Origin of the sequence: Streptacidiphilus anmyonensis (assembly GCF_000787855.1) — a bacterium.
Classification (GTDB): Bacteria; Actinomycetota; Actinomycetes; order Streptomycetales; family Streptomycetaceae; genus Streptacidiphilus; species Streptacidiphilus anmyonensis.
In genome coordinates, this window is the sequence record NZ_BBPQ01000021.1 from 57,302 (window position 1) to 77,267 (window position 19,966).

At 73.1% G+C, this 19,966-nt stretch carries 19 protein-coding genes; 11 read left to right on the forward strand and 8 right to left on the reverse strand.

Translation table 11 applies throughout. The features are described 5' to 3' along the window. Positions 1 to 84 precede the first annotated feature (84 nt). From TR50_RS19850 to TR50_RS19860, 3 genes are all read right to left on the reverse strand, one after another. Positions 85 to 336: a hypothetical protein gene (locus tag TR50_RS19850; RefSeq protein WP_152648497.1), complete on the reverse strand. Its 252-nt coding sequence runs from the start codon at positions 334 to 336 to the stop codon at positions 85 to 87. An 80-nt stretch (positions 337 to 416) separates the two neighbouring features. After that, entirely contained in the window at positions 417 to 701 is a 285-nt protein-coding gene (locus TR50_RS19855; protein ID WP_152648498.1) for a hypothetical protein, read from the reverse strand. Between the two features lie 178 nt (positions 702 to 879). After that, positions 880 to 2,715, reverse strand: coding sequence for a cholesterol oxidase substrate-binding domain-containing protein (locus tag TR50_RS19860; protein WP_236654493.1), 1,836 nt, complete (start codon positions 2,713 to 2,715; stop codon positions 880 to 882). A gap of 202 nt (positions 2,716 to 2,917) precedes the next feature. On the opposite strand from TR50_RS19860, the gene TR50_RS19865 reads away from it, so the two are divergent. From TR50_RS19865 to TR50_RS19895, 7 genes are all read left to right on the forward strand, one after another. Beyond that, positions 2,918 to 4,162: a glycosyltransferase gene (locus tag TR50_RS19865; RefSeq protein WP_236654494.1), complete on the forward strand. Its 1,245-nt coding sequence runs from the start codon at positions 2,918 to 2,920 to the stop codon at positions 4,160 to 4,162. Between the two features lie 75 nt (positions 4,163 to 4,237). Beyond that, positions 4,238 to 6,247 (forward strand): DUF4132 domain-containing protein, encoded by a 2,010-nt coding sequence (locus tag TR50_RS19870; protein WP_052441121.1) that lies wholly within the window; start codon positions 4,238 to 4,240, stop codon positions 6,245 to 6,247. After that, positions 6,247 to 6,639 carry a hypothetical protein gene (locus TR50_RS19875; protein ID WP_042422915.1) on the forward strand — a complete coding sequence of 131 codons (393 nt, stop codon included), beginning with the start codon at positions 6,247 to 6,249 and terminating at the stop codon, positions 6,637 to 6,639. The genes TR50_RS19870 and TR50_RS19875 overlap by 1 nt, the downstream gene beginning before the upstream one ends. 99 nt (positions 6,640 to 6,738) lie before the next feature. Continuing rightward, positions 6,739 to 7,344, forward strand: a complete 606-nt coding sequence (locus TR50_RS19880) for a hypothetical protein (protein WP_042422918.1) — start codon at positions 6,739 to 6,741, stop codon at positions 7,342 to 7,344. A gap of 74 nt (positions 7,345 to 7,418) precedes the next feature. Continuing rightward, positions 7,419 to 8,429, forward strand: a complete 1,011-nt coding sequence (locus TR50_RS19885) for an FAD-dependent oxidoreductase (RefSeq protein WP_042422921.1) — start codon at positions 7,419 to 7,421, stop codon at positions 8,427 to 8,429. 95 nt (positions 8,430 to 8,524) lie between these two features. Then, on the forward strand, positions 8,525 to 8,815 hold the full coding sequence (locus tag TR50_RS19890) for a hypothetical protein (RefSeq protein WP_042422924.1): 291 nt from the start codon (positions 8,525 to 8,527) through the stop codon (positions 8,813 to 8,815). Further along, positions 8,812 to 9,120, forward strand: coding sequence for a hypothetical protein (locus TR50_RS19895; RefSeq protein WP_042422928.1), 309 nt, complete (start codon positions 8,812 to 8,814; stop codon positions 9,118 to 9,120). Before TR50_RS19890 ends, TR50_RS19895 begins: the two co-directional genes overlap by 4 nt. A gap of 102 nt (positions 9,121 to 9,222) precedes the next feature. On the opposite strand, the gene TR50_RS19900 is transcribed toward TR50_RS19895, so the two are convergent. From TR50_RS19900 to TR50_RS19910, 3 genes are all read right to left on the reverse strand, one after another. After that, complete coding sequence (locus TR50_RS19900) at positions 9,223 to 9,678, reverse strand: GNAT family N-acetyltransferase (protein WP_042422931.1); 456 nt, start codon at positions 9,676 to 9,678, stop codon at positions 9,223 to 9,225. Between the two features lie 16 nt (positions 9,679 to 9,694). Continuing rightward, entirely contained in the window at positions 9,695 to 10,198 is a 504-nt protein-coding gene (locus tag TR50_RS19905) for a nuclear transport factor 2 family protein (protein WP_042422934.1), read from the reverse strand. 82 nt (positions 10,199 to 10,280) lie between these two features. Next, a complete protein-coding gene (locus tag TR50_RS19910) occupies positions 10,281 to 11,108 on the reverse strand; it encodes an aldo/keto reductase (RefSeq protein ID WP_042422937.1) in 828 nt (275 codons plus the stop codon). 339 nt (positions 11,109 to 11,447) lie between these two features. Here TR50_RS19910 and TR50_RS19915 point away from each other — a divergent pair, with 339 nt between their 5' ends. Next, positions 11,448 to 13,511 carry a phosphocholine-specific phospholipase C gene (locus TR50_RS19915; RefSeq protein WP_042422940.1) on the forward strand — a complete coding sequence of 688 codons (2,064 nt, stop codon included), beginning with the start codon at positions 11,448 to 11,450 and terminating at the stop codon, positions 13,509 to 13,511. Positions 13,512 to 13,701: 190 nt separating this feature from the next. On the opposite strand, the gene TR50_RS19920 is transcribed toward TR50_RS19915, so the two are convergent. Continuing rightward, positions 13,702 to 14,265 carry a DUF4291 domain-containing protein gene (locus TR50_RS19920; RefSeq protein ID WP_042422943.1) on the reverse strand — a complete coding sequence of 188 codons (564 nt, stop codon included), beginning with the start codon at positions 14,263 to 14,265 and terminating at the stop codon, positions 13,702 to 13,704. A 244-nt stretch (positions 14,266 to 14,509) separates the two neighbouring features. Between TR50_RS19920 and TR50_RS19925 the strand changes: the two genes are divergently transcribed. Both TR50_RS19925 and TR50_RS19930 read left to right on the forward strand, forming a co-directional pair. Next, positions 14,510 to 15,391: an SGNH/GDSL hydrolase family protein gene (locus TR50_RS19925; protein ID WP_042422944.1), complete on the forward strand. Its 882-nt coding sequence runs from the start codon at positions 14,510 to 14,512 to the stop codon at positions 15,389 to 15,391. A 403-nt stretch (positions 15,392 to 15,794) separates the two neighbouring features. Beyond that, positions 15,795 to 17,153 (forward strand): MGDG synthase family glycosyltransferase, encoded by a 1,359-nt coding sequence (locus tag TR50_RS19930; RefSeq protein WP_052441122.1) that lies wholly within the window; start codon positions 15,795 to 15,797, stop codon positions 17,151 to 17,153. Positions 17,154 to 17,483: 330 nt separating this feature from the next. Here the strand turns inward: TR50_RS19930 and TR50_RS19940 are convergent, their stop codons facing one another. Then, complete coding sequence (locus tag TR50_RS19940; RefSeq protein ID WP_052441123.1) at positions 17,484 to 18,053, reverse strand: methyltransferase family protein; 570 nt, start codon at positions 18,051 to 18,053, stop codon at positions 17,484 to 17,486. A 338-nt stretch (positions 18,054 to 18,391) separates the two neighbouring features. Between TR50_RS19940 and TR50_RS19945 the strand changes: the two genes are divergently transcribed. Next, positions 18,392 to 19,891 carry an IPT/TIG domain-containing protein gene (locus TR50_RS19945; RefSeq protein WP_042422955.1) on the forward strand — a complete coding sequence of 500 codons (1,500 nt, stop codon included), beginning with the start codon at positions 18,392 to 18,394 and terminating at the stop codon, positions 19,889 to 19,891. Positions 19,892 to 19,966: the final 75 nt, after the last annotated feature.

Here is a 19,966-nt window from a genome sequence, read left to right on the forward strand (position 1 = left end):
AAATGGTACGGCCTGCCCGCCCAGGGCAGTCGGGCCCGCTGCCCCCGCCGACAGCGGCGGAGCGGCAGCGGGCCAGGGCGGTCGCTACGACGCCAGTCGGCAGTTGCTCAGCTCCATGCCGAACAGGGTCGGCATGACGGCCTGCGCGCCGTTGATGTCCGTCGTCTGGACCGTGGCCGTCGAGCCCGAGTCGCCGACGTTGCAGGTGTACGTCTGCGACGGGATGCTGCCGGTTTGGGTGTCGGTGTCGGCGGACGCCGTGGTCGGCAGCGTCGTCAGACCGACGATCGTCAGCAGCAGGCCGCCCGCCAGCACGGTTCCAAGACGACGGATCATGACCTCAGACCTCTCAGGAGTGAAGGGTGAAGGAAGAACGCGAGGAATTCGGTCAAATCCTCCAACCCGGACACTCGGAATCACTCGTGCGACACGAGTGAACCTCCGTCGAGCGGCGTTGACGTCGCCGGTTCGGGCTCGTCGCCCGCGGCGTCCTGGTCGGTGCAGTCGGTGATTTCGGCGCTCTCGGCGTTCTCCGAGACGTCGGCCGCGGTGGGCGGTTCCGCCGCTTCGGGGGACTCGTCGGTGCCCCTGCTCACGAGCGCGGCGCGGATCCGTTGCAGCAGCGCCTCGTCCACGGGGGACGAGGCGCGCAGCGACGCGGCCTCGGCGGGGGACATCGGGCGGTGCGGTCTGTCGTGCATCCGGGCACTCTACCCAAGCAAACTGGCTGATCAGCGCCCTGGGGTGGGGAGGGACCGTGCGCTGGTTGTGGAGATGCTGCGCACGCGCACGGAACCTCCCGCAGGAGCTGCTACGGGCTGCCGGTGGGCCCGACCTCAGGATGCCGACTCTCAGGATGCGGTCCTCAGGATCCGGTCCTCAGGATCCCGGGACGAGGACCCGGTCCAGGAACGGGCTGCCGAAGACGCCGTTCGGGTCCAGCGCCGTGAAGGTGGCCACCGCCGCGTTCCAGCCGTCGCCCGCCGCCTGGCCGTCGGAGTAGGAGGCGGGGATGGCCGCGCCGATCGCCGCGGTGTCCGTCCAGGCGCCGGAGGGGGTGTTGGCCCACTCCTTCGGCCACTCGTTGTGCACCGCCCCGTACGAGCCCGTGTAGTGCGAGCGGAACCACGTCTCCATCTCGCCCGTGAACTGGTGGCAGCCGGGTGTGATCGGCACCGTCGTCATGTCGAACCAGACGGAGGTGTCCCACTCGGGGTGGTCGGGGCGGGGGCGCAGCGGGGAGAGCTGGGCGCCGAGCGCGCCGGGGAGGGCGCAGTCGCCGGGCTGGTCGAGGCCGGTGACGCGGATCTCCAGCGGGGCGTTCATGGGGTACTGGCCCTGGGCCGCGTAGGCGGCCAGCTTCGCGCTGTACTGGGCGTAGAAGTCGCTCACCACCTGCTGGACGTTGGCCCGCGAGGTGACGACGTTGCAGCAGGTCGAGGTGATGCGCAGCGTCGTCGGGCGGACGTAGAGCAGCACGTCGCTGGACCAGCCCCAGATGTCCCAGGTGTCCGTCGCGATCAGGCCGGCGCTGATCGCGTCCATCTGCGCGGCGGTGAACTGCGGCGTCGCCGCCGCGTCCCCGGCGACGATCTGGGAGAGCAGGTCCGAGACGCTTTTGGGCACGATGTCGTTGAAGGTGAAGTCGTAGGGCCCGGTGACCGCGCGCGAGACCCACGGCTGGTTCGGCGTCGGCGTGAAGACCCGCAGCCAGGGCGATGTCGTGAACGGGAACCAGATGCACACCACGCGCCCGCACCGGTCGACGTAGGAGGCCAGCGACTTCGATCCGGCCGAGGTCGGGGGTGCGAACAGGTCGGTGGCCGCGACGTTGAACCAGCTCTGGCAGCGCAGCCGCTGGTCGGGGCCGACGCGCAGGGTGGCCTGCGTGACGAAGACCCGGCCGAGGTTCACCAGCAGCGCCTGGATCTGCGGGTCGGTCCGCTGGAAGGTGCGCAGCGTGTACGCGCCCTGCGTGGCGTCCCAGACGACGGCGGTCAGGCTCAGGATCAGGTTGCTGAGCGAGCCGTAGGTGTGGCCGGGGAGCCGGGCCTCTCCGACCGCCGGCACGCCCGTGCCGCGGCCGCCGGTCGCCAGCGCGCCGCCGACCGTCCCGGCGCCGAGCACCGGGAAGCCGGTGAAGCCGAGGCCGGCCGACTTGAGGGTGCCGAGCAGGGTGTCCATGGTCGCGCCGGGCTGGACGGTGACGCTCGCGCCGCCGCTTGCCGCGCCCGAGGCGTTGACGCTGATGCCCGTCAGGTTCGAGGAGTCGACCAGCACCACGTTGGCGGGCGTCCCGGCCGGGGCGACCAGCGGGGACCAGCTGTAGCCGCCGCCGCGCGGGCGCAGCCGCCAGCCGTTGGCGTGCGCCCAGTTGGCCAGCGTCACCACGTCCGCGGCGGAGCCGGGCGAGGCGCTCCACAGGCCCTCGACGACGACCTCCTCCGACCAGTTCTGGAAGGTCTGCTGGTACAGCGGGATCCCCGACGGGAACTGCGGCGGCGCGGGGATGGTGCTGGCCGCGCTCGCGGCGGCGACGCGGCCGAGCGGCGTCCACTGGGCGGCCGTCGCCGCCAGTGCCGCCGCGCCCGCGCCGAGCAGGGCCCGCCGCGTGAGCGCGGGGGAGCCCGGGCGGTTGCGGGCTGCGCGGTCCCGGGCATGTTCGACGTCGGCGGGGTCTGTGAAGTCTGTGAAGTCTGCGGAGTCCTTGCGCACGTGTCCCATGGCTTGCGTAGCCGTCCCTCCTGACGGGCCGCGCCGGGCTGCGTGCGGTCAGCTGACTGCGGTAGCTGATGTACCTGATGGAGCGTCAGATTGTACGGTGGGGCGGGATGTGCGAGAAGTCAAGCGTCGCCCGTTGGTGGGGTGGTCGGGCGCGCCGGTCATGGACGCGCGGTCGGCGGGGAAGACTGTTCGCATGCGTGTGGCACTGATGACGGCGGGCTCGCGAGGCGACGTCGCCCCCTACACCGGCCTCGGGCACGCCCTCGCGCGTGCCGGACACGAGGTGACGCTGGTGACCCACGGCCGGTTCGAGCACCTGGCCAAGGAGGCGGGCCTCGGATTCCACGCCCTCCCGGTGGACCCCCGCGCCGAGCTGGAGTCGGGCGCGGGCCGGGGCCTGCACCGCGCCACGACCGGCCCCGGCAAACTCGCCCGCATGATCGCGCTGGCGCGCTCCCTCGTCGCCGACCTCGCGGACGCGATGGTCGCCCCCGCGTGCCGGGCCGACGTCCTGCTGCTCTCCGCCGTGCTCGCCCCGATCGGCCACGTGCTGGCCGAGGGCCTCGACCTGCCCAGTCTCGGCGTCTACCTCCAACCCCTCGCCCCGACAAGCGAGTTCCTCGCCCCGGTGGTCGGCGTCCGGTCGCTGGGAGCCGCCGGAAACCGGCTCAGCGCGCGGGCCGTCAACGCCGCCCTGGACCTGATCTTCATCGAGGCCGCCCGGACCATGCGCGGCCGCCTCGGGCTCCCGCCCGAGGGGGTCCGCGCCACCCGCCACGCCCGCGAGCAGCAGCAGTGGCCCGTCCTGCACGGCTTCAGCCCGCTGGTCGTGCCGCGCCCGCGCGACTGGCGCGCGGGGCTCGACGTCTGCGGCTACTGGTGGCCGCACTGCCCGCCGACCGCGCAACTCCCGCCGCGGGTACGGGACTTCCTCCTGGCCGGGCCGCCACCGGTCTTCGTCGGCCTCGGCAGCGCGACCGTGCCCGACGCCGAGCGCACCTCCGCCGCGCTGGTCGCCGCACTGCGCGCGGCGGGCCTGCGCGGCATCGTCCAACGCGGCTGGGCGGGCCTCCACGCCGAGGGCGACGACATGCTCACCGTCGACGAACTCCCGCACGCCCTCGTCTTCCCCCACACCGCCGCCGTCGTCCACCACGCCGGCGCGGGCACCACCGCCGCCGCCCTCCGGGCCGGCGTGCCCTCCGTCCCGGTCCCGGTCCAGTTCGACGCGGCCTTCTGGGCCTCCCGCCTCGCATCCCTCGGCGTCTCCCCGGGCGCGGTCCCGCTGCGCCACCTGGACGCCCGCGCCCTCAGCACACTCCTCACCCGCGCCGCCCGCTCCGACGCCCACCGCGACCGCGCCCGCCACCTCGGCACCCTCATCCGCGCCGAGGACGGCTGCGGACCCGTCGTCTCCTGGCTGGACCGCCTGGGCTGAGCGGGGATCAGGTCCACCCACCCGTCCTCCCGGCCAGGGTCGGGCGTTGTCAGTCACGTCTGCCACGATCTCGCCATGCTCGACGACTCTCCGGTCACCGGGACCATGGACAGAGGCAGGCTCACCGTGGTGATCCCCGCGTACGACGTCTGGGCCGCCCCGCTGCGGGAGCGCGCCGGGCGGGCGGCGACGCCCGAACTCGGGGCGTTCCTGCGCCACATGACGGCCCTTTCCGGGCCGCGGCCGACGCTGCGGTGGCGGCGGGCGTGCAGGGAGCTCGCCGACGCGGCGTCGGGGGGCGACCTGGCGATGGAGGTGCTGCGCAGCCTGGCCGAGGACGAGCCGTTGTGCAGCAAGGAACGCGGCGCGCACGCGGAGTGGATGGGGGAGGGCTGGCACTACCACTTCCTGGTCCACCAGGACGACCGGGACCTGGCGCGGGGCCTGGTCTGGGCGGCGGCCCTCATCGGCGGGGCGGCGACGGTGCCTCACCTGGCCACCCTCGCGCTGCGCGTCGGCCTGCACGGCGGCAGTGGGGTGATCACCGACCTCAAGCTCGCGGGCGCGGCGATCAACGCTCTCGCGGAGGTCGAGGACGCGTCGGCACTGGATGCGCTGTGGCGCCTGCGGTCGCGGATTCGCGACCGGGCGCTGCGCAAGCAGGTGGACACCGCCCTGACCACGGCTGCCGCCCGAGCGGGCATCACGGCGGCCCAGCTCGTCGAGCGCACCGTGCCCGACCACGGGCTGGACCCCGGCGGTTCGTCGGAGCGGACGCTCACGGACGGCTACCGCGTCCGGCTGGCGATCGAGGACGGCACGACGGTCCGCCTGACCTTCACCGCGTCCGACGGCCGGACCTCCCGCACCGCTCCGGCGGCCGTCAAGGGCTCGGAGCAGCTCGCGCCGCTCAAGGCGCTGGCGAAGGAGGTGCGTGGCACGCTGTCCGGCGAGCGGGCCCGCCTGGAGGCGCTGATGTCGGCGGACCGCACCTGGCCCTACGAGGAGTGGTGCCGCCACTACCGCGACCACCCCGTCACCGGCACCCTCGTCCGCGGCCTGATCTGGGAGTTCGCGGACTCGGACGGCGGCCCCTGGCAGGCGGCGCCGCCGGGCGTCGACCCGGTCGGCCTCCCCGCAAGGGTCCGGCTCTGGCACCCGGTGCGCGCCACCGCGGACGAGGTCCGCTCCTGGCGCGAGCGGATCGTGGCGGACCAGCTGCGCCAGCCCTTCAAACAGGCATTCCGGGAGATCTACCTGCTCACTCCGGCCGAGGAGCAGACGGGCGGCTACTCCAACCGCTTCGCCGCCCACATCGTCCACTACCAGCGCCTCTACGCCCTCTTCAAGGAGCGCGGCTGGCAGGCCAACTACCTCTGCAATCACGACGGCGGCTGGGACGGCGAGGCCCGCGGCGAGTTCGGCGACGGCGGGTGGCGGGCCCGGTTCCACCACGAGCCGGCCGACGACGCGTTCCACGACAGTCCGGACCACGCGACGACGGACCAGGTCCGCTTCGACCGGCGCACCGGCCGCCGCTGGGAGCCGGTCCCGCTGCACGACGTACCGCCGATCGTCTTCACCGAGGCGATGCGCGACGTGGACCTGTTCGTCGCGGTCACGTCGATCGCCGCCGACCCCACCTGGACCGACCGCGGCGAAGGCCGCCATGCCGCCTACTGGCAGTCCGCCGTCTTCGGCGACCTCACTGCCACCGCGCAGATCCGGCGAGAGGCCTTGGGGCGCATCCTGCCGCGGCTGCGGATTGCGAAGAGGTGTTCGCTCGAGGGTCGTTTCCTGGTGGTGCGGGGTGAGTTGGCGACATACCGGATCCATCTGGGATCGGCGAACGTGCTGATGGAGCCGAGTGGCGCGTATCTGTGCGTGGTCCCTTCCCGGGGTGCGGGTGCGGGTGCGGGTGCGGGTGCGGGTGCGGGTGCGCGTGCGGGTGGCGGAGCGGGGCGGGTGTTCCTGCCGTTCGAGGACGAGCGGTTGTCGTTGGTGCTCAGCAAGGCGTTCCTGCTCGCGGACGACGCCCGGATCACGGACGAGTCCATCCTCACGCAGATACGGAGGGCGGTCTGATGGCCACCGTGATGTTCCGGGACGAGACCGCGACGGGGCGGGCCATCGCGGCGTTCGAGGTCGGCGGGCTGCCGGGGCGGGTGACGGTGCGCGAGTTGGTGCGGGTGCGGGTGCGGGAGGAGGTCGCACGGCACAACGCCCGGCCGGGCGTCCGCTTTCACGGGCTGGTGCGCCCCACCGACGCGGAGGTGGAGCTGAACGGCTACCGGCTGCGCGAGCCGCGGCGCCTCGACTGGGAGGAGCAAGCCGACGCCGCCGAGCGCGCGTTCGCGTCCAACGGGTTCTTCATCCTGCTCGGCGAGCGGCAGGTCGAGAGCCTGGACGAGGTGGTCGACCTGGACGCGGATCCGGCCCTGGTCTTCATCAAACTGGTTCCGCTGGTCGGTGGATGACGATTGGTCAGCCCGTGGTCGGTAACGCCTGCGAGTGATCTTCGTCTGTTACCCTCGGGCCGGACGACATCCAGTGGTCCATCGGGAGGGTTGGCGCGCATGTCGGTTCCCCAGTTCGACGCCGCGACGGTGGTGGCCCGGAACGAGCGCGACAGCAGCACCTTCGACGTGCTGCCGGCGGGCTCGGACACACCGGCGGTGCGGCTGTTCAAACCGTACTTCTACGACTCGCTGCACCCCATGGAGGCGTACGTCGGGCAGCGTCTCGACCAGCCGGTCGGATGGGTCACCACCGTCGGGGCCAAGGCGGTCGACGGGACGAAGCACGGCACCGTCAGCCATCACGCCGGCTCGCAGTTCCAGCTGGAGACCTGGACCGTCGAACAGCCCGGGTTACCGACGCTGACCGGCACCCCCCACGGCAAGGGCGCGCGGCTGCGCCACGCCGCGCCCCTCGCCGCCGTGCCGTTCGCGGGCGGGGCACTCGACCTCGTCCTCGACTACCGGATCTCCTTCGAGGGGCCCGGCAGCGACGGCTTCGAGCTCGCACGGCTCAAGGGCATGCACGCGCGCTACGCGCTGCAGTTGCACGACCGGCGGGTGAGCCTGCTGCTGGCCCTCGCCGTGGTCGTACGCTACGACTGGCTGCTCGCCCCGGACCCGAAGAAGGGTCTGCTGGACCTGACGTTCCCCAAGCGCAGCTAGGCCCGGCACAGCCGCGAGAACGACGAAGCGGCGCACCGGTGCGCCGACAGGACCCGGTGTGCCATGGTCGGGGGATGAGCGCGAGCGACGAGGTGGGACGTCCCGACGCGGTGGTGGTCGGGGCGGGGGTCATCGGGCTGACCACGGCGGTGGCGCTGGCCGAGGCCGGACTGCGGGTGCGGGTGGACGCCGATCGGCCGCCCCCGGCGACCACGTCCGCGGCCGCCGGGGCGACCTGGGGGCCGTTCATGATCGGGCCTGAGGACCGGGTCGGGGCCTGGGCGGCGACCAGCCTGGCGGTCTTCGAGGAGCTCGCCGCGGGCCCGCGGGAGACGGGCGTGGCCGTGATCGAGGGCACCCACCAGTCGCTGACGCCCGCCCGGCCGCCGCGCTGGGCCGTCTCCGCCGGCGCCCGGCCCTGCGCCGCCGCGGAGCTGCGCGCCGGTTACACCGTCGGCTGGCGGCTGCGGGCCCCCGTCGTCGACATGCCCCGCTACCTCGCCTGGCTGGAGCGGCGGCTCACCAGGGCCGGCGGACGCCTGCGCGCCCACACCTACCGCTCGCTGGCCGAAGCGGCGCACGAGGCCCCGGTCGTCGTCAACTGCTCGGGCTCCGGCGCCGCGACGCTCGTGCCCGACCCGGGTGTCACGCCCGTGCGCGGCCAGGTCGTCGTGGTCCGCCACGGCGGCGCGTTGCGCGAGTTCTTCGTCGACGAGACGCCCGACGCCCCGGAGCTGGTCTACGCGTTCCCGCACGGCGACACCGCCGTCCTCGGCGGCACGGCGCAGCGCGGGGACGCGACGCTCGAGCCCTCGCCGGCGCTCAGCGAGGCGATCCTGCGCCGCTGCCAGGCGGTCCTGCCCGAACTCCGCGACGCCGAGGCGGTCGGCACGCGCGTGGGCCTGCGCCCGGCCCGCGAGGAGGTGCGGCTGGAGACCGCCGAGGCTGCCGCCACCGGTCCGAACGCGGGGGTCCTGATCCACAACTACGGGCACGGCGGCGCGGGCGTCACCGTCTCCTGGGGCTGCGCCGCCGAGGTGCTGGACCTGGTCAAGCAGGGCCGGTCGGCCCCGCCGGCGGGCTGACGCGGCGTCGTGGGCCGCGTCCGTAGGGCGCTCCCACGCCAACGCTTCGGGCGGTACGTTGGTGGCAGCATCCCGCGCGACCCAGGAGGCAGGCGTTGAGCGTACAGCCGGTCCACCGAGCCGACGACGACCCGCGCGTCCCGGCCATCGCGCGCAGCATCCAGGCCGTCGGCAACGCGCTGAGCAGCGAGAAGCGCCTCGCCTTCTACGCCGAGGTGCTCGGCGCGGAGGCCGGTGAGCCGATCAACCTGGTGATCGAGACGTGGTGGCGCGAGGCCATGCTGGACCAGCTTCCCGGTCGTGCCGAACGCCTCGCCGACGCACTCGCGCGGCGCGGCGGCGTCACCCTGGAGGAGCTCACCGCCCGGGCCGGCGGGCTGGATTGACCGGGCCCGACCCGACGCCGCACCGCTGGAGCCTGGTCACCGGACCGGGCGTGGACGACGTGCTGCTCGACATGCTGAAATCCGACGACGCGGGCGAGGCGCTGTGCCGCTCCGTGCTGAGTTTCCTGCGCGCGCTCGCGCTGGAGGCGGGCGCGGCGGTCGACGCGGGTCGCGAGGCGCCGGGCGTACGGCTGTCCGACGGGCGGCTCTCGCTGGTGATACCGCGTGAGCCCGTGCTCGTCTCCTACGTGGTGCTGCCCGACCACCGCGAACTGCGCGTCACCGACGTGGTCTGGATGGCCTGAGCCTCAGCGACTGAGCGCCTCAACGTCGCAGCGCCGCAGCGCCGCAGCGGTGAGCCTCAGCCCGGCTGCGCCGAGGCTCACCGCCGAGCTCACCACGGAGCCTCACGCGAGCAGTGTCGCGGCCATACGCGGCAGCGTCCGACCCGGGATCGACGCGGAGGGGGAGGCGCCGACGACCTCGGCGCCCATCGCCCGGTAGAACGGCTCGGCGTTCGGATCCGCGTCCAGCTCCAGGCGCGTGCAGCCCAGCTCGCGCGCGGCCGCCGCCACGTGCCGGTAGAGCGCCCGGCCGACACCGCGCCCGATCGCCTCCGGGGCGACGAACAGCATCCCGAGCTCGCCCACCGGCGGCGTGCCCTCCAACGTGGCCAGCCCCAGCAGCCGCCCGTCCTGCTCCGCGACCACGGCGCGCCTCGCGGCCAGCTCCGCGCCGTCCAGGGTCAGCTCCTCCCGACACGCCGCCAGGAACGCCTCGCCGTATCCCCAGTAGCCCTTGGACCGCAGCGCGAGCTCGCTCAGCGCGGCGGCCTCCGCAGGCAGCGCGGGCCTGATCCGCATCACGACGTCCCTTCCCCTACCGTCCGCTGGGCGCGAGACGCTCGGTGTCCGCGCCGAACGGCAGGTGGACCGTGCGGACGGCGAGCAGCCAGCGCCCGTCGACCCTGCGGAAGACGTCCTCGTAGTGACCGACGTTGGCGGGCAGCCGCGGCTCGATCATGCCGCCGGTGTATCCGTCGACCCGGTACGTCGTCAGATACGAGACGGAGCGGGCCGTCGTCGCCGACTCGACCGTGACCAGGATGTTCGTCATCAGGCGCCGCGAGAGCCGGTCCGCCGGGCGTCCGGCGAAGTAGGCACGCAGCGTCTCGCGTCCCTCGACCCGGCGGTCGCCGTACGGCCAGTGCCACACCCCGTCCTCGGTGAACAGCTCCGCGACGGAACCGGGCTCGCCGAGGTCGAGGCGGTGGACGAAGTCGACGACGAGACGCTCGCAGGCCCGCTCGGCCAGCAGGGTCTCCAGGTCGCCGAGGGGAGTGGTGTCGGGAAGGCCGGCACGGTCATTCTCATTGAGCGTCATGGGCCCTTCCTACCAACCCGTTCGCGGCGTCGACCAGCGGATTTCCCCCGCCGGAGGGCCGGGCCGGGGTGAGGCCGCGTCCTCAGCCCATCCAGTCGAACGTGTCCGGGTCCGGGCCGATGCGCCCGCCGCGGTCGAGCTCCGCGATCACGGCCAGGTCCTCGGCGTCCAGGGCGAAGTCGAAGACGTCGAAGTTCTGCCGGATCCGCTCCGGCGTCACCGACTTGGGGATGACGACGTTGCCCAGTTGCAGGTGCCAGCGCAGCACGACCTGTGCGGCGGTCTTGCCGTGCTTCTTGCCGATCGCCACCAGCGAGGCGTCCTCCAGCAGCCCGCGGCCCTGCCCGAGGGGGCTCCACGCCTCCGTGGCGATCCCGTGCCTCGCGTGCAGTGCGCGCAGCTGCTTCTGGGGGAAGTACGGGTGCAGCTCGACCTGGTTGACGGCCGGCGCCAGGTCCGTCTCCGCGAACAGCCGCTCCAGGTGCTTGGCGTTGAAGTTCGACACGCCGACGGCCCGCGCCTGCCCGCCTGCGGCGATCTTCTCCAGCGCCCGCCAGGCGTCCACGTACCGGTCCCGCGACGGCACCGGCCAGTGGATCAGGTACAGGTCCACGTAGTCGAGGCCGAGTCGGGTCAGGCTGGCGTCGAAGGCGCGCAGCGCGTCGTCGTGGGAGTGCTCGGTGTTCCACAGCTTGGTGGTGACGAACAGCTCGTCGCGCGGCACGCCGCTCTCGCGCAGCGCGAGCCCGACGCCCTCCTCGTTCCCGTAGATGGCGGCGGTGTCGATGCTCCGGTAGCCGACACGCAGCGCCTCCGCGACGACGCTGCGGGCCTCCGCGTCCGGCACCTGCCAGACGCCGAAGCCCAGCTGGGGCATGGTCAGACCGTTGTTCAGCGTGATCGTCTGCATGGACGCCAGTCTGCCAGCCGGGACCCCGGACTCCCGCCAGGCACGGCCCGTGCCGCGGCGGAACCCGCCTCGCCCACGCCGTACGGTCGGTCAGTGACTGCCGTCCGGCGGGCAGTTGCCGTGGCCGCGCCGGCGACGCCGTCGCCCGACGCTCTCGGCAGCTGTGCGCAGCACGCGGTCAGCCGGGCGTTCGCCGTCCATTCGTCTGTGCGCTGCCGAGGGGCCCTTGCGCGTTCTCGTCAGCCTGCAGAGAATCCTCCGGGCGCTGTTCAACTTGTTCAGACAGGTTGGCGGGCCCGGAGATCCCGTAGCCGGCAGCACCAACACACCGGAGCCGACATGTCCTCGCTGAACCGACGCCGCTTCCTCCAGCTCGCGGGCGGTACCGCAGCCGCCACCGCCCTCTCGTCCAGCATCGCGCGGGCCGCATCGATCCCCGCGAACCGCGCCAGCGGGAGCCTGCGCGACGTCGAGCACATCGTCGTGCTGATGCAGGAGAACCGATCCTTCGACCACTACTTCGGCACGCTGCGCGGCGTCCGCGGCTTCGGGGACCCGAACCCGGTCACCCTGCCGTCCGGCAAGGCCGTCTGGTACCAGAACGACGGCGGCGCGAACGGCGGCAAGGACGTGCTGCCGTTCCACCCGGACGCGCCCGACATGGGCCTGCAGTTCCTCGAGGACCTGCCGCACGACTGGAACTCGACCCACGGCGCGCTCAACCACGGCCGCTACGACCGCTGGGTGCCCACCAAGAGCGCGACCTCGATGGCGCACCTGACCCGTGACGACATCCCGTTCCACTACGCCCTCGCCGACGCGTTCACCGTCTGCGACGCCTACCACTGCTCGCTGCTCGGCCCCACCGACCCGAACCGCTACTACATGTGGACGGGCTACTGCGGCAACGACGGCAAGGGTGGCGGCCCGGTCATCTCCAACGCCGAGGCCGGCTACGCCTGGACCACCTACCCCGAGCGCCTGGAGGCGGCCGGCGTCTCCTGGAAGATCTACCAGGACGTCGGCACCGGCCTGGACGGCAACGGCTACTGGGGCTGGACCAGCGACGCGTACATCGGCAACTACGGCGACAACTCGCTGCTCTACTTCGACCAGTACCGCAACGCCCAGCCCGGCGACCCGCTGTACGACAAGGCCCGCACCGGAACGAACGTCAGCGCCGGCGACGGCTTCTTCGACGTCCTGCGCGCCGACGTCAAGGCGGGCAAGCTGCCGCAGGTCTCCTGGATCGTCGCGCCCGAGGCGTTCACCGAGCACCCCAACTGGCCCGTCAATTACGGTGCCTGGTACCTCTCGCAGGTCCTCGACGCGCTGACGGCCGACCCGGAGGTGTGGAGCCGCACCGCGCTGCTGATCACCTACGACGAGAACGACGGTTTCTTCGACCACGTCGTCCCGCCGTTCGCGCCCGAGAGCGCGGCCCAGGGCGCGTCCACCGCGGACATCTCCCAGGAGCTGTACTCCGGCAGCGGCGGCGTCTCCGGCCCCTACGGCCTCGGGCCGCGCGTGCCGATGCTCGTGGTCTCGCCCTGGAGCACCGGCGGCTACGTCTGCTCGCAGACCTTCGACCACACCTCGATCATCCAGTTCATCGAGCAGCGCTTCGGTGTGCACGAGCCGAACATCTCGCCCTGGCGCCGCGCGGTCTGCGGCGACCTGACGGCCGCGTTCGACTTCCGCCGCCACCACGCGGCCACGCCGAGCCTGCCGTCCACGGCGGCCTATGTGCCCAAGGACGCCAACCGCCACCCCGACTACGTGCCGACGCTGCCCGCCAACCCGGCGCTGCCGACCCAGGAGCCCGGCACCCGGCCGGCCCGCCCGCTCCCGTACGACCTGCGCGTCGACGGCAGCGTGGACGCGCAGGGCGCGCTGACGGTGGACTTCGCCAGCCGCGGACACGTCGGCGCGCAGTTCCTGGCCACCTCCACCACCCGCACGGACGGCCCGTGGAGCTTCACGGTCGAGGCGGGCCGTGAGCTCTCCCACGCCTGGACGGCCCCCGCCAGCGGCCCGTACGAGCTCACCGTGCACGGCCCGGCCGGCTTCGTGCGCCAGTTCCGCGGCGAGGCGGGCGACCGCGGCGTCGAGGTGACGGCCCGTCACGACGGCTCCTCGGGCCACCTGCTGCTCACCCTCACCAACCACGCGCCGACCGCGCTGCGCGTCGCCCTCGTCGACGCCTACGGGTCGCAGCACCCGGCCACGGTCCAGCTGCGCGCCGGGGCCAAGGTCGAGCACCGCATCGACACCGGCCGCACCTCCGGCTGGTACGACATCTCCGTCCTGACGGAGCAGCACCCCTCGGCGCTGCGCCGCCTCGCCGGCCACGTCGAGACCGGGCGGGCCACCACCAGCGACCCGGCCATCGGCCGCCGCTGACGGTTTCCGCGTTCTGCACGCGTGCTGCCCCGGCGGACGACGTCCGCCGGGGCCGCACGCGTGACGACGCGCTGAGCGTGCCTGCCGGCCGCTGGCCGCTGGCCGCTGGCTGAGCGTGCCTGCCGTCGGCTGCCTCACGTCGGCCGCCTGACGCCTGATGCCCGCCGTCCCCGCTGACTGCCGCCCGGTCTCAGCCCCGGCAGAGGTGGGCCTCCAGCGGCCCCGGCAGCGGGTAGACGCGCTCCGGCGGGAGCAGCCGCTGCGCCTTGGCGGACTGCCCGCCCTGCACCAGCGCGGCGGTCTTGCGGACCAGCGGGGTGAGGTCGGTGAGGCCGACGCCCCAGTCGTCGGTGAACGTGCGGATCAGCCCGCGGCCGACACCGACCTGGATGCTGTAGTGGTTCAGCGCCGCCCCGCGGGCCGAGCGTTCCGGGTCCCACTGGACATGCACGGGCGCCCGCGCCACCGCCGCCGGGTCACCGGTCGTCAGGACGGCCTGGGACAGCGCCTCCTCCCAGCCCTGCCGGGTGATCCGTACGGCGAGGACGCGTTCCTGTCCGGGCTTGCGCGCCCAGTTGCTGCGGTGCATCAGCCACAGGAACGAGGGCTTGATCCACGTCATCCGCCCGAACGAGAACGGCGGGACGAAGTGCCCGGCGCGCAGCGCGGCGTCGGCCATCGCGGGCGGGTAGGCCTGGTAGACGGTGATCGTGCGGTCGTCGTAGTCGGCGCGAACCTGGAACCGGGGCGTCATGGGTCCGCACCCTCGCATCTACAGAACCCGCCCCGCCAGCTGTTTTCCACCCGAAACGGGGCAGCTGACGCGCAATCAGCCGAGCCATGTCACGGATGGCGTCACGTCTCTTGCCCTCTCGTGAACCAGTGGGTAACTTCCCGGTCGGTAACTTAGCGGAAACGTCGACGACACCTGATCTCTCCCCGGGCGCCGTCGATTTTTCTCCTGTCACGGCCCCACCCCCGGTTCAAGGAGACCCCGCATGTCGCTCAGTGCCCGCTCCCGTCGTCTCGCCGCGGCCGCCGCGGCCGTCTCCGCCGTCGCGGGGATGTGCCTCGCCGTCCCCGCCCAGGCGCAGGCGTCCTCCGCGCTGAACTACGTCGCGATGGGCGACAGCTACAGCGCCGGCTCCGGCGTGCTGCCGCTCGACCTGAGCGCGCCGCTGGAGTGCGCCCGGTCGGCCGTCAACTACCCCCACGACCTGGCGAGCAGACTCGGGCTCGACCTCACCGACGTCACCTGCGGCGGCGCGAAGACGCAGGACTACGCCGGCTCCCAGTACCCCGGCGTCGCCCCGCAGCTGGACGCGCTGAACGACAGCACCGACCTGGTCACCATGACCATCGGCGGCAACGACAGCAACACCTTCATCGACGCGGTCCTCGCCTGCGGCTCGGCGGGCGTGGTCACCCTCGGGTTCGGCCACCCGTGCCAGTCGATCTACGGCGACAGCTTCGACAACACCATCGACACCACGACCTACCAGTCCCTCGACGCCACGCTCGCCGCCGTCAAGGCCAAGGCCCCCAACGCGCGCATCGCCATCGTCGGCTACCCGTGGATCGTCCCGGCGCAGGCCGTGTCCGGCTGCTTCGCCAAGATGCCGATCGCCTCCGGCGACATCCCCTACCTGCGGGACCTCGAGGCCCACCTCAACGCCGCCGTCCAGCGCGCCGCCGCCGACAACGGCGTCACCTACGTCGACATGTCCGCCGTCTCCAACGGCCACGACGCCTGCGAGCCGGCGAGCACCCGCTGGATCGAGCCCATCCTCTTCGGCACCAACTACGTGCCGGTCCACCCGAACGCGACCGGCGAGGCCGCGATGGCCAACCAGATCGCCGCCACCCTCGGCCTCGGCTGAGCAGTCGTCGGCAGATCCGTCCGATCCGGGCCGGCCCTGCCGCACCGGGGCCGGCCCGGCCGCGCAAACCCTTCGACGATGCGCCGGGCCGCCTCTACCCTCCCTGGTCCCGCCTGTAAGCGGCTTGGATGCGGGATTGGACGCGGGGGAGAGGCGGCACGGCATGCGGCGCACCGATGCCGTCACAGCCGGTTCACAGCCCCCGGCCCGTGCGCGGCGCGGGACGTCACGCGTTCACCGAGTCGCCGTTCAGTGCTCATCCGAAACAGGACGGGGCGACTCCGGATCTCCCCTAGGCTGCGGCGCGAGACGTGAGGCCGCGCCCGACCGGTGACGGCCCGCGTCCGCCGTGCCTACCCCGGGCACCGTCCAGGCGTCATCGTCGTCGTCGAGCGGAAGATCCATGCAGGCTGTGCAGACCACCGCGCCCCCGGCCGCCGCCCCCGCGCCCCTCCACGTCCCCGCGCAGGCCACCCGGCCGCGCCGCGCCCGGCGCGGCGACGACGGGTGCGAGCGGCACCCCGCCTCGGCCGACCGGCCCCCGCGCGTGCTGGTCGTCACCGGCAGCGTCGGCGCCGGACACAACGGAGCCGCCAACGAGCTGACGCGCCGTCTGACCGACCTCGGCCTCGAGGTCAGCTGCCGCGACTACCTCGACACGCTGCCGCGCCGCTACCGGCGCCTGCTCCAGGACGGCTACGAGTTCAGCGCCGGGAAGATGCCCTGGTTCTTCGAGTGGCTGTTCCAGAACGAGGAGCACGACTCGGTGGTGCGCTCGCTCACCCTCTACCTGTGCAAGCTCGCCTCCCGCGAGCTGGGGCGCTGGGTGGACGAGGGCTGGGACGCGGTCGTCACCACCTTCCCGTTCGCCGCGCAGAGCATGGGCCTGCTGACGGAGGAGGGCGCTCTGACCGTCCCGACCGTCTGCTACCTCACCGACCCGGCCCCGCACCGCCTCTGGATCCACCCGAAGGTGCAGGTCCACCTCACCGTCACCGAGGCCACCGCCGCCGAGGGCCGCGACCGCTACGGCGTCCCGATGGCCGCCGCCGGACCGCTCGCCTGCGACAGCTTCGCCGCCTCGCTCCCCGCCGCCGAGCGCGCCGCGCTGCGGGCCGAACTCGGCGTGCCGGACGAAGAGTTGATGGCGCTGCTGATGACCGGCTCGATGGGGCTGGGCGACGTCACCGCCAGCGTCGAGGCGCTGCGCGCCGTCGACGGCGTGACGCCCGTCGTCCTGTGCGGCCGCAACGAACGCCTGCGGCAGAAGCTCTCCGCGCTCCCAAACGTGGTCGCGCTGGGCTGGCGCACCGACGTGCCCGCGCTGATGGGCGCGGCGGACGTGCTGGTCCACAACGCCGGCGGGCTCTCCTTCACCGAGGCGCTCGTCGCGGGCCTGCCGGCGGTCAGCTACGAGGTCATCTCCGGGCACGGTCGCGCCAACGCCGCCACCCTGGCCGCCTCCGGCCTCGCCCCCTGGCCGCGCGACCGCCAGGCCCTCGCCCACGCCCTCGCGGAGCAGGCGGCCCGGGGCCGCGTCCACCTGGAGCCCCTGCCCGAGCACCGCCAGGCCGCCCACGTCGTCGCCGACCTCGCCCGGGACTGGCACGCGAAGCACGCGGCGTCCCACGCCGCCGCGACCGGTACGGCGCGCGCGGGCTCCCGCGCCACCCGCCTCCTCACCGCGGGTGCCGAACGCCTCCGGCTCCGGCGGCCCGCCCCGCTCACCGAACCGGCGGCCAGGGTCCCGCGCCGCGCTTGAGGATCCCGCGCCGGACGACCCCGCCCGGGCGCGGCGGCGTGAGAAGGCGCCGCCTGCGCTTGTGCAGCAGCGCCGGCCGGACCGGGACGAGCCCCACCGACCACGGCCGCCACCACGCCCCGAAGACCGCCGGGCCGTGGTCGACCCGGACGGTCCCGGTGACGATCACCGGGGTCGGCCTGCCGAGCATGGGCACGGGCGGGATGGCGAGGCTGACACGCTGCCACCGCCGGACCGCTCGAGCCGCCGTGGATCGAACGGATGCCCGGGACGGGACCGTGCGCACGAGCGTAGCCCTGCCGCGGCCGCAGGACGCTCCTGCGGGTGACGTCAGTAGACGTACGGGATCAGCCGCTTCGTGCGGACCCGGTAGTCCGCGTAGGCGGGGCCGAGGGCGGCGAGCAGGAGCTGCTCCTCGGCCGTGATGCGCCAGACGTACGCGGTGCCGAGGATCGCGGCCGTGAGGAGCGTCGCGGGCCAGCTGCCCAGGCCGAAGGAGTAGCCGATCCACACCAGCAGGCTGCCGCAGTAGCCGGGGTGCCGGATCACCCGGTACGGCCCCTCCTGCACCACGCGCTGGTCGTCGACGGTGCGCAGGGTGCGGGTGTAGTACGCGGACAGGGTCCGCATGCCCCACGCGCGCAGGACCAGTCCGCCGGCCAGGACGACGACGCCGATCCAGCGCACGGCGTCCGGGACCATGCCGACCGAGGCCGAGCCGAAGGCGATGTTCACCAGGGCGGCGGCGAGGTAGCACCCGATCAGGAGCCGGGTGGATCCCCGGTCGCGCTCGTCGGTCTCCCAGGTCGCCGCGTCCGCGTCCTCGCGGCGGCGCAGCAGCACCTCGTAGCCGATCCAGCACAGCAGGCCCAGCACGGAGAAGAGACTCGGCAGATCCACGGCAGCGCTCCCCACGGTCGACGGCGGAATGCCTCCACGGTCTCCCGCCACCCAACTCGCGCACACCCCACCACGGGTGGACATGCCGCGCTCCACCCGCAGGTGGAGGAGGCCGGGCCGTTCGCCTGCCCCCCGGAATCGCACGGATGTCTTGATGCGCGGCCAACGAGGTGAACCTGGTCAACCCGCGGGCGGGGAAGACGCCGGACCGCGCCGAGGAGGAGTCTGATGGTACGCGAACAACTCTGGCGGTCGGCCCCGGCGCACGTCTGTCCTGATGCCGTCGTAAGGCCGTCCCGCCTCCCCATCGGCAACAGATCCGAGGAGCAGACACCACGATGGCATCCGATCCGGCAATCACCCAGGTGACCATGACCCTGGCCGCCCTTGCGGCCACCGCGAACACCCCGATCCCCTCCGGGGAGACCCCGGAGCACCAGACCGCGCGCATCATCCGCGGCATCGACGCGCAGTTGAGCGATACCAGCCTTGCCACGCGGGGCGTTTGGGAGCTGGCGTGGCTCGCCCTGAGCCCCGCCAACGCCAACATGGCCTTCATCGCACGCAGCACCGACGGCTCGAACCAGTTCGCCGTGGTCGCTCGCGGCACGGACGCCGATCTGACCGACATCCTCGAAGACCTCGAGGTCGGCATCGTCGTCCCGTTCCCCGAGAGCGGATCGCCGAAGCCCATCGACGTGTCCCTCGGGGCGAAGCAGGCGTTCGACCGGGTGGTCAACGCCTCCTCGATCGCCTCGCCCATCCCCAACCGCAAGCTCGCTGACGCGCTGGCCATCGCGGTGAACGCGGCGCCCGCCTCGCCGCCGCCGACCATCTGGCTGACCGGTCACAGCCTCGGCGGCTGCATCGCCAGCATGCTCGCGCTGCACCTGCAGGCCAAGCCCTGGCCGAAGGGGACGCAGTTCGCGGTGATGACCTTCGCCGCCCCCACCGCCGGCCTGCAGAACTTCGTCGACTACTTCGACTCCCGGTCGTGGGTCGTCGACGAGCGCCAGAACAACGCCTACGACCTGGTTCCGCACGCCTGGGCCGACCTCGCCGTCACCGAGGACTGGTACCCGAGCCCGGGGCCGCAGGCCACCGACGAGGTGAAGAGCAAGATCGACAAGATCTCCAAGCGCACCAACGGCCACGTCTACGTCCAGCCCGGCACGCTCTGCCTGATGAACCCCGGATACACACTCCTCGACGAGGACCTGGTCAACAAGACCACCCAGGACTTCCTCGGCCAGGTCGCCTTCCAGCACGCCAACGACACCTACCTGGAGCTGGTGGGGGCGCCTCCCGTCCCGGCCGGGCCGAAGGTGGAGTACGTGACCCCGACCTTCGGCGCACCGGGGGAGACGGTGACCGTCCACGGCAGCGGTTTCAGTGAGGACAGCGTGGTCGACTTCGGCCCCTTCGCCTGCAAGGACCCTGTCGTCGACCCCTCCGGCAGCACCATCACCGTTCGAGCCCCCATCGGGATCGGCGTCGTCCACGTCCGCGTCACCAACGACCTCGCCACCTCGCCCGCCGTCGCGATGGGGCAGTTCGCCTACGGCGGGCCCGCGCCCGTGGTGGTCGACAAGGTCGGCCCGCGCAGCGGCAAGGTCGGCACCCCCGTCACCATCGGCGGCTCGGGCTTCGCGGACGGCGCCACCGTGCACTTCGGGAACCAGGTGTCCGATTCCGTCAAGTTCGTCTCCACCGGCCAGCTCATCGCCACCGCGCCCGACCAGCCCGACGTGTCGCAGACGGTGGACATCACCGTGACCGTCGCCAAGAACACCTCTCCCACCAGCCCGCGCGACGAGTTCACCTACACCGGACGGTAGGGCTCGCGCGTCCCTTCCGGGGCGCCCGCCGAAGCGCGGGCACGGGCCTCGTGCGTGAACCCGGAAGCGGTCAGG